The sequence below is a fragment of the Pseudomonadota bacterium genome (assembly GCA_018817425.1).
Lineage (GTDB): Bacteria > Desulfobacterota > Desulfobacteria > Desulfobacterales > RPRI01 > RPRI01.
The window spans coordinates 1-9,402 of sequence record JAHITX010000038.1 but is presented as its reverse complement, the minus strand read 5'-3'; the positions used below and the strand labels follow the sequence as shown (position 1 = coordinate 9,402).

At 41.8% G+C, this 9,402-nt stretch carries 6 protein-coding genes; 1 reads left to right on the top strand and 5 read right to left on the bottom strand.

Going from position 1 to position 9,402, the window contains the following annotated elements; genetic code table 11:
- Window positions 1-278 precede the first annotated feature (278 nt).
- Window positions 279-1,154 (top strand): exosortase, encoded by an 876-nt coding sequence (gene xrt, locus KKC46_07960; protein ID MBU1053750.1) that lies wholly within the window; start codon window positions 279-281, stop codon window positions 1,152-1,154.
- Window positions 1,155-1,574: 420 nt separating this feature from the next.
- Here the strand turns inward: xrt and KKC46_07955 are convergent, their stop codons facing one another.
- The 5 genes from KKC46_07955 to KKC46_07935 all read right to left on the bottom strand — a co-directional run bounded on the left by KKC46_07955 (window position 1,575) and on the right by KKC46_07935 (window position 9,124).
- Window positions 1,575-2,867 (bottom strand): replication-associated recombination protein A, encoded by a 1,293-nt coding sequence (locus tag KKC46_07955; GenBank protein MBU1053749.1) that lies wholly within the window; start codon window positions 2,865-2,867, stop codon window positions 1,575-1,577.
- Window positions 2,868-3,006: 139 nt separating this feature from the next.
- Entirely contained in the window at window positions 3,007-3,378 is a 372-nt protein-coding gene (locus KKC46_07950) for a four helix bundle protein (protein MBU1053748.1), read from the bottom strand.
- 80 nt (window positions 3,379-3,458) lie between these two features.
- The gene (gene der, locus KKC46_07945; protein ID MBU1053747.1) at window positions 3,459-4,787 is read right to left on the bottom strand and encodes a ribosome biogenesis GTPase Der; all 1,329 of its coding nucleotides are present in this window, start codon (window positions 4,785-4,787) and stop codon (window positions 3,459-3,461) included.
- A 39-nt stretch (window positions 4,788-4,826) separates the two neighbouring features.
- Window positions 4,827-7,916 carry an efflux RND transporter permease subunit gene (locus KKC46_07940; protein MBU1053746.1) on the bottom strand — a complete coding sequence of 1,030 codons (3,090 nt, stop codon included), beginning with the start codon at window positions 7,914-7,916 and terminating at the stop codon, window positions 4,827-4,829.
- On the bottom strand, window positions 7,913-9,124 hold the full coding sequence (locus KKC46_07935; protein ID MBU1053745.1) for an efflux RND transporter periplasmic adaptor subunit: 1,212 nt from the start codon (window positions 9,122-9,124) through the stop codon (window positions 7,913-7,915). The genes KKC46_07940 and KKC46_07935 overlap by 4 nt, the downstream gene beginning before the upstream one ends.
- Between the last annotated feature and the right edge of the window lie 278 nt (window positions 9,125-9,402).

Genomic DNA, 9,402 nt, shown 5'->3' with positions numbered 1-9,402 from the left:
TTCCTGTGGTTGAAATTTTCTCCCGCCTTGAGCTTGACCAAACTGAAACGTTTTGAAATTAGCTCATTCAAATAAAACTTACCTGCGATAGCAGCATGTCAGCATTTTAAGAATTTTTCCTCTCAAAAAATTCTTAAAAAAACCCTGTGACTCTGAGAACTCTGTGAGAGATTTAAAATATACAAGGCACAAGTTTATACACTTTATGCTTATCAATTTACTGTAAACTGTTAACCGGCGACTGCAAACGATTTTATACTACAGGAAAGATACCGACTATGACTGAAAGCTATTTTAGCAAAAGAAATTTATTGTTTTCTGCGTTCATACTAATTGCTGTCTTAATGTGTTATTTACCTCTTAAAGAACTTCTTTCTACAACCTCCAACAGGGAATATTATTCTCATATACTTCTTATACCTTTTGTCAGCGGATATCTCATTTTTATTAAAAGAAAAGAAATATATTCTGATATATCGTATTCTTTCGGAACCGGTGGTATTTTTCTCCTTGCCGGAATCGCTTTATTTGCAACAGGACTTATTTTAAAAGCAAATCTCAATCAAAATGATTATGCATCTCTTATAACATTTTCTGCTGTAATATTAATTTCAGGCGCTTTTATATTTGCTTACAGCTTTTGCGCTTTCAAAAAAGCTCTTTTTCCGCTCTTTTTTCTTGTATTTATGGTTCCAATTCCAAGTTACTTAATGGACAGATTCATTTATTTATTACAATCAGGGTCTACAGAGTTTGCAAATTTTTTACTGACAGTCACCGGTGTCCCATTTTTAAGAGACGGCTTTTCCTTTCATCTGTCCAGCATGAGTGTTGAAGTGGCAAAACAATGCAGCGGAATCAGATCGGGCCTTGCGCTTTTTATTACCGCCCTTCTTGCCGGGCATCTTTTTCTTAAAACCGGACGCAATAAAATCATATTAGCTGTTTGCGCATTGCCTGTTACAATGTTTAAAAATGGAATCAGGATTATTACTCTGGCATTGCTGGGTAATTATGTTAATCCGATAATTCTTGAAAGTGATATTCACAGGGAAGGAGGAATCCCGTTTTTTATTGTAGCTCTGCTGCTGCTTGCACCGATTCTTTATTTTTTAAGAAAATCGGAGGGAAAAGGGGAAGGACAAAGCAAATAGGCTCTTCGCTGTTTTGTGATGGTAAACAGTTGCCGCATGTGTTATTGACGCAACGCATTTATTAACCAAGGTTTTTAGACAGGATTAACAGGATGGGCAGGATATTTTGCCCCACCGGCCGGAAGCCGGACAGGCAAGAAGCCCTTGCCTACGGCAAGTGAGACAAGAAGTAAACAGATAGAGGATAGGAACAGTTTCAAGGGATAAGACAAAAACAATATAAAAGCTTCACTTACCACCCTCCGCGATAGCGGATACATGCTTCAGGCCGCTCTTCGAAGAGCGGCCTGAAATTAATCCTGTAAATCCTGTAAATCCTGTCAGATAAGGTTTTTTTGTGGCCCTATGTTTATCAGATTGCATCCAAGGATGAGAGTTACCCACACGAAATAGCGAGGAACCACCAAATAATTATGAGCTTTAAGTATTGCTCTTTTTTTTCTCTTTCTTAAGTTTACGCCATTTCTCAAGTCTTTGCCTGATTGTTTTTTCATAACCTCTTTCGGTTGGAAAATAAAAAAGAACGCCTTCAAGTTTATCAGGCAGGTATTCCTGAAATACGTAATCTTCTTTATAGTCATGAGCATATTTATAGTCTTTGCCGTAGCCCAGATCTTTCATAAGAGATGTTGGAGCATTTCTGATATGAAAAGGAACAGGAAGCGCACCTTCGCTTTTAACGGCTCTTTGCACTCTCCCATATGAAGTATATACGCTGTTGCTCTTGGGTGCAGTCGAAAGATAAATTACAGCTTGTGCAAGAGCAAGTTCTCCTTCGGGTTGCCCGATAAATTTAAATGCTTCCATTGCGCTTACCGTAACGCTTAAAGCATATGGGTCGGCATTTCCGATATCTTCTGATGCAAATCTTATCATCCTTCTTGCTATAAAAAGTGGATCTTCACCGGCTGAAAGCATTCGGGCAAGCCAGTATAAAGCAGCATCAGGATCACTTCCTCTCATGCTCTTATGAAGTGCAGATATCAGGTTGTAGTGTTCTTCACCCGTTTTGTCATACAGCAAAGCTTTTTTCTGAAGAGCTTTTTCTATATCTGTAAGCGTTATATTTATTTCCCCATCATCTTTTTTCTTCTTTCCTGCCGCAATTTTAGCAGCTATTTCGAGGCTGTTTAAAGCCATCCTTGCATCACCATCCGATATTCTTACAAGATGTGATAATACTTCATCTGATAGCAAAAGGTTTAATTCTCCAATCCCTCTTTCCTTATCTTTAAGGGCGCCGTTAATTATCCGGGCCACATCATCATCTGATAGGGTTTTTAAAGTAATTACCCTGCATCGTGAAAGAAGAGGAGAAATCACCTCAAAAGACGGATTTTCGGTTGTTGCACCTATTAAGGTTATTAGTCCACTTTCAACATGGTGTAAGAATGCATCCTGCTGTGCTTTGTTGAATCTGTGAATCTCGTCAACAAAAAGAATTGTTTTTTGCTTAAAAAGTTTAAGCTGGTTTTTTGCTTCTTCAATTACAGCTCTTATATCTTTAACACCTGCAAGTACTGCTGAAAAATGCATAAAATAAGAACTTGTCTCACGGGCAATAATTCTTGCAAGTGTTGTTTTACCGCATCCCGGAGGGCCCCAGAGTATCATTGAAAAAACCTGGTCATTTTCTATTGCATGCGCAATCAAGGTCCCTTCAGCAACAACATGTTCCTGACCTGCAAATTCATTAAGACTTCTTGGGCGCATCTTCTCGGCAAGAGGCTTTGAGTCATTTCCTGCTTTTTCTAAGTTGTCTTCAAATAAATCCAAATTGTCCTCGAATATATTTATAATTAAGGTTCTTCTCCCAATTAGTTTTAGAGAAAGGGTCCAAGGGGTCCAGGATTCAAGGATTCAAGTGTTTGTTTTCCAGGGATTTGATCATCGCTTTTAGCATTCTCTCGATATCCCCGATCTCATCCCTTATTTCCTGAAGCCGATCTTTTTCCACATAACCCAAGTCACCAGATATCATCATTTGGGTTTCCAGTTCACAGACTGAACCATAAGCAATATATAGAAACCTGACATACTCTAAGGTTGTTTTTCTCCCATATCCCTCGGCTATATTCGATGGTATGGAAACAGCAGATCTTCTGATTTGTGAGGTCAAACCATATGTTTCATCTTTTGGAAAATGTTTCGTTACTTTATATATATGCAAACAAAGCTTATACGATTTTTGCCAAACGCTTAGCTCTTTATAATTTTTAAGCATTTCACTCGATTCCTTGAATCCTTGCCCCCTTGAACCCTTCATTTAGATCAACTCTTCTGGAGATGATCCATAAATCAACCCTATTTCTTTTTATGCCTGTCGCCGTCTCTTTTCTTGAAAACAAGTTTTAACGGTGTTTTATCAAGTCCTGTTTTTAGTCTTATCTGATTTATAAGAAATCTTTTATAAGAAAAATGAACCGCCTCAGGAAAATTCACAAAGAAAATAAATGTCGGGGGTTTAACTGAAACCTGGGTTGTATAGAAGAATTTAAGTCTTCTTCCTCTGTAAAGTGACGGTTCCGTTCTGCTAAGGGCAGATTCTAAAATCCTGTTCAATTCTCCGGTGCCGATACGAAATTCATACTGTTTATATACTTCATCCACAAGATCAAATATTTTTGAAACCCTAAGCCCTGTCTTTGCTGAAATTGTCATTGCCGGAGCATAACTTAAATATTTGGCGTCATATCTTAACTGCTCAATGAATTTCTTCTTTGTTTTCTCTCCTTTTTCTACGGTATCCCACTTGTTTAAAAGAAAGATACAGCCGCATACTCTCTCATAAGCGTAGCCCGCAATACTTATATCCTGATCCGTTATACCTTCCGAGGCATCTATAATTATAAGAGCAACATCACATCTATCAAGACTTTTTAAAGCTTTGATAATTGAAAATTTCTCAATCTTTTTTGATACTTTGCTTTTTCGTCTTATGCCTGCTGTGTCTATAATAAGATACTGCTTTCCTTTTATCTCAAAAACAGAATCAACGGCATCACGGGTCGTACCCGGCACATCGCTTACTATATGCCTTTCTTTACCCAGAATACAGTTTATTAATGAAGATTTCCCTGCATTGGGTCTTCCGATAACAGCAATTTTTGTAATATCCTGATATTTTTCGTGAACAACTTTTGGAAATATTGCGCAAAGATCATCGAGAAAATCAGAAACTCCATAGCCATGCTCTGCTGATAAAGAATATAGCTTTTCTAAACCAAGAGAATAAAATTCATATAGGTTGATCTCTTTTCCATCACCATCAATCTTGTTAACAACATAAAAAACAGGCTTGGTAACCAATCTTAACATCTGGATAATATCTGCATCAAAAGGAGATACGCCATTTTTTCCATCAAGCATCATTATGATTGCATCGGCATCATCTATTGATTGCTTTACGTGAATGCGAATTTTTGAATTAATATCATCTTCATCATCGGATGCAAACCCGCCTGTATCAACAAGAGTGAATTCAATATCATCCCAGACAGCATCTCTGTGCATACAATCTCTTGTAACTCCCGGGAAATTATCAACTATGGCATCTTTAGTTTTTGTAACCCGGTTAAAAAAGGTCGATTTGCCGACATTTGGTCTGCCGATTATAGTAACTATGGGTTTCATTTTATAAGGAGAATCCTTTTATAAATAATTTATGAAAATTCAATTGTGTTGTGCTTTCGGATCCGGATGAAACAACGAATAGACTACCGGAATAAGTACTAGTGTAATAAGTGTTGATCCGGCAAGGCCTCCCACAACTGCACGCGCCAGCGGAGCCTGTGCGTCGGCCCCCTCTCCTATGCCTAAAGCCAAAGGCATCAGACCCAGTATTGTTGTAAGAGTTGTCATAAGAATCGGCCGCAATCTGCGCCGACCCGCCTCAGTCATAGCTTCTTTTGTGCCCATCCCTTCCTTAACTAATTGTCCGGCCTGGTCAACCAGTAAAATTGCATTATTGACCACAATTCCTCCCAGCATTATACACCCGATGTATGACTGAACATTTAAGGTAGTATTTGTAATAAAAAGTGTAATCAGCACCCCAACTCCCGCAAGCGGTACGGACAACATAACGACCAGCGGATCACGGAATGACTCGTATTGACAGGCCAGCACCATATAAACAAGAACAAGCGCCAGGACAAGTGAAATTATAAGCTCGCCAAAAGCTTTTTGCTGTTCCTCAAAATTTCCGGCTACTATCAGATCATAACCGATGGGACGGGCAATTTTCTCCAATCGGGTTTTTACATCCAAAGCTACAGATCCAAGATCGCGTCCTGCCACGTTTGCCTGAACAGTCACATATCGCTGTTGATCCTTACGATCGATAAAAAGCGGGCCACGACCCGGTTTTGTGGCAACTATATTGTGCAGTGTAACCTGTTCTCCTGATGCGGTTGTCAGCGTAAGGTTCAGTACTTCGTTTAATGAGAGTTTCTCGGCATCTTTAAGCTGTACCAGAATACGATAGGCATTTCCCCCTGTGCGGTATTCTCCGGCTTTGGAACCGGCCACCGCAGTTTCTATCAGACGTGTCACATCCCGTACACTTAAGCCAAGATCGGCTACTTTATTCCGATCAACCTGAATTTCCTGCTGTGGGATACCGGCTTCAAGACTGGTCTGAACATCAGTAATTCCCGGCACGTCAGCAATCGATTCCGCCACGCGCTTAGCCAGGGCATTTAGCGTTGCAAGTTCATACCCTCGAATTTCAATGCTAAGTCCTTCATCACCTCCGAGAATACGTTCGAGCATAAACTGTCCCTGGGGTGCACGAACGCGTATCTCCATACCCGGAACACGACCTTTTAACTTTAGACGAAGGTCTTCGGCTATTTCCACGTTTGAGCGTGTCCTTTGGGCGGCCGGCAATAGAGACATGCGAATTTCACCTTCTGCCGCTTCATTGGCCCGCCATCCTGCGGCTCCCACACTTACAACCGAAGCCACCGCTTCAGGCACGGCAGGTTTTACAATCTTCTCCATTATCTTTGTTTGTTGATCTACCAATTCAAGTCTGGTTCCGATTTCCATCTTTCCATTGACACGGACCTCACCTTCATCACTTGGTGGAAGAAATTCACTGCCGATAAAAGGTAAAAAAAGCAAGCTCATACCAAGTACAGCTAAAGTCAGAATAACCGTAACCATACGGTGATTTAATGCCTTATCCAACAATTTAAGATAGGTATTAGTAAGGCCGGAAAGAAAATTACCGGAAGAAAATGCCAATTTTCCCATTCCGGTTTTATTTTCTTTTTCTAACTCCTTACTTGTGTTTAAAAATTTGGATGCCAGCATGGGAACCAAAGTTAGTGAAACCGCAAGCGAACATATGAGGGAAAAGATTATTACGTATCCCAGCTCCTTAAAAAGGATGCCCGAAACACCGCGGACAAACACCAGCGGCAGGAAAATCACTAATGTTGTAATGGTGCTTGCAACAATTGCAGCTGCAACTTCTAAAGTTCCTTTTACCGCTGCATCAGCCGGAGTCTCCCCGCTTTCGCTTCTGCGGCGGAAAATATTTTCTAAAACAACGATGGAACTATCAACCATCATTCCAACGCCAAGCGCAAGCCCACCTAATGTCATAAGATTGAGCGTAAATTTGCCGAAATAAATAAGAGCAAACGTAGCAACAATTGAGATGGGAATCGAAAGCGAAATAACTAAAGTACTTCTGATGTTTCGCAAAAAAAGAAGAAGAACAAGAATCGCAAGGCCGCCTCCATATAATACCGAGCGAGCCACATTTGCAATAGAGCGTTCAATGAAATTGCCCTGATTAATAACCGGGACTATATTGATCTGAGGAAATGCTTTGTTTACCGCTTTAATTTCATCAAGGATACGTTTGGAAACCTCAACAGTATTAGCATTAGCCTGCTTTCGAATGGCAACGCGTAATCCACGACCACCATTAACCCGTATGATACGTGTCAGCTTTTCATAGGTATCTTTAACTTCTGCAATTTGACCGAGAGTTACAACTGCATCTTCGCGCCGGACAATGACCGTATTGCGAATCTGATCAAGATTTGTAAATTCAGCCGGAGCGCGAAGCATTACCTCATAACGGCCCTGCTCAATCTTTCCTGCGGGAAGGTCCAGATTTGCGTCACGAATGGATTCAAGCACTCGGTCAAGCGGCAGTCCCAGCGCCTTTATCCGTTCAGGATCAAGTTCGATCCTGACTTCCCTGTTAAATCCCCCCCAGAGATCAACCTGCGCCACACCTGGAATGCGCGCAAACCTGTATCGAATCTGGACTTCTATCAACTCAGTAAGTTCTACCGGATCAAGATTACTGGAAATTCCCAGCAATACTACAGGGAAACTGGCAATGTCGAACTTTCGGATACGTGGCCTTACGATATCTTCAGGCAATTCATTGATTTCATCTTCCAGTTTGCCCTGAACATCGATTGCCGCAGTGTCGATTTTAGTACCCCATGCAAAGCTGACCCGAACCGTGCTGTTACCTTCCGAGGATGTGGATGTCATTTCTTCCACGCCGGGTACGGTAGCAACAATTTCTTCAATGATCTGGGTCACCAGCCGCTCCATTACTTCGGGACTGGCACCATCATATTGTGTGCGAATGGTCAGTGTGGGCAGTTCAATATTGGGCAACATGTCAATCTGCAGGCGGCTTAAGGAAAAGGCCCCCAGAATCACAACGATAAGAGTCACCATAGTCGTAAAGATCGGACGCCGAACGCTGAATCCCGGAAGGTTCATTTTAAATCGCTCTCCTTGGGGCCGGAAACACTTTTATGCTGATTGGAACCAACAATGATTGCTGAGCCATCTTTGATCAACTGCTGCCCAAGTGTCACGACCCTGCCGGATAACTCTTCCCCTTCCACCTGGACACGGTCTCCTTCGATGATACCTGTCTTTACCTCGTACCAGGCCACAGACTTACCGTCTTTGCTTACAATAAAAACACCCGTTTTATCATCACGAGTGGTTATGGCTTGTTGAGAAATGATCGTGGTCTCCTGCACCCTTTCCAAAACCACTGTGGCTCTAATAAACATGCCGGGTTTGAGACGATGCCGGGGATTTTCGATAATCATTTCTACCCTTGCCTGCCGGGTGGATTTTTTAAAAACAGGGGCTATGCGATCTATCTTGCCCAAAAACTCCTCACCCGGATAGGCGTCTGTAGTTAATGATATTATCTGGCCTGGCTTAAGACGTGCGTAGTCTTTTTCACTGACAAAAACAACCCCGATGATAGGATCGAGTTCAACAATCAACAGCAACTGTGCGTTTGCCGCAACAGTCTGGCCTTCATCGAGATATCGCTCTGCAACGATGCGATACTCGTTACCGCCTGTCCAGCCTGCCGTAACCTTGGTGTATCCGAGCCGGATATTTGCTGTTTTAAGCGATGAATTCGCCTTTATCACCTGTGCCTCGGCAACTTCGAGTTCTGCCTGTTTCGACATTTGATCCGCTCTGGCTGAATCGAACTCGGAACCGGACGCAATTCCGCGTTCGAGCAGAGACTCGGTACGCGCAAACTCCCGATTCGAGATATCTAAATTACTTTTTGCTCTTGCCAGATTGGCCTTTGCCACCAACAGATCAGCTTTTGCCTGGGCAACAGTTTGAACATATTCATCATTATCCAATTCAGCAATAAGCTGGCCGCGCTTAACGGTATCGGAAAGATTTACGAACAGCTTTTCAACGCGTCCGCTCACTTTAGGTGAAACAACAAACTCGGACAAAGCCTCCAGCGTTCCGCTAAAAGTCCGCCGCAAAACAATCGGCCCACGCTGAATCTGAGCCACCTCAACCGGCTGGGGCTGTACAGCCTTATCCTTTTCGCCGGATTCGGTCTTATCCCGAAACTGCTTGAAGAAAAATACGCTTAATCCCGCAATAATACCAAGCAAAATAACTGCAATAATAATTTTAGACCTGCCCGATTTCATTTCAAAACTATCCCCATTGGATATAAAGCCGTTATAAAGTAATGAGCCAGTTTCAAAACGTCCCATTTTGGCCGATCTCTGCGTTGGGTGAAAATTATAATCCTCGAAATACTTCATGTATTCCTGCGGTTAAAATATTCCCCCGCCTTGACCTTGACCAAACTGAAACGTTTTGAAAGTGGCTCTAATTTATGGTATTTATGTTATATAGGATTTTGCACTTTCGGGGTAAATATTGCAACCAAAATTGCTTGGGACTGATTACTTTATGGTTTATC

Coding starts and splice junctions, on each gene's coding strand:
- xrt (MBU1053750.1), top strand. CDS start 279: ATGACTGAAAGCTATTTTAGCAAAAGAAATTTATTGTTTTCTGCGTTC.
- KKC46_07955 (MBU1053749.1), bottom strand. CDS start 2,867: ATGCGCCCAAGAAGTCTTAATGAATTTGCAGGTCAGGAACATGTTGTT.
- KKC46_07950 (MBU1053748.1), bottom strand. CDS start 3,378: ATGCTTAAAAATTATAAAGAGCTAAGCGTTTGGCAAAAATCGTATAAG.
- der (MBU1053747.1), bottom strand. CDS start 4,787: ATGAAACCCATAGTTACTATAATCGGCAGACCAAATGTCGGCAAATCG.
- KKC46_07940 (MBU1053746.1), bottom strand. CDS start 7,916: ATGAACCTTCCGGGATTCAGCGTTCGGCGTCCGATCTTTACGACTATG.
- KKC46_07935 (MBU1053745.1), bottom strand. CDS start 9,124: ATGAAATCGGGCAGGTCTAAAATTATTATTGCAGTTATTTTGCTTGGT.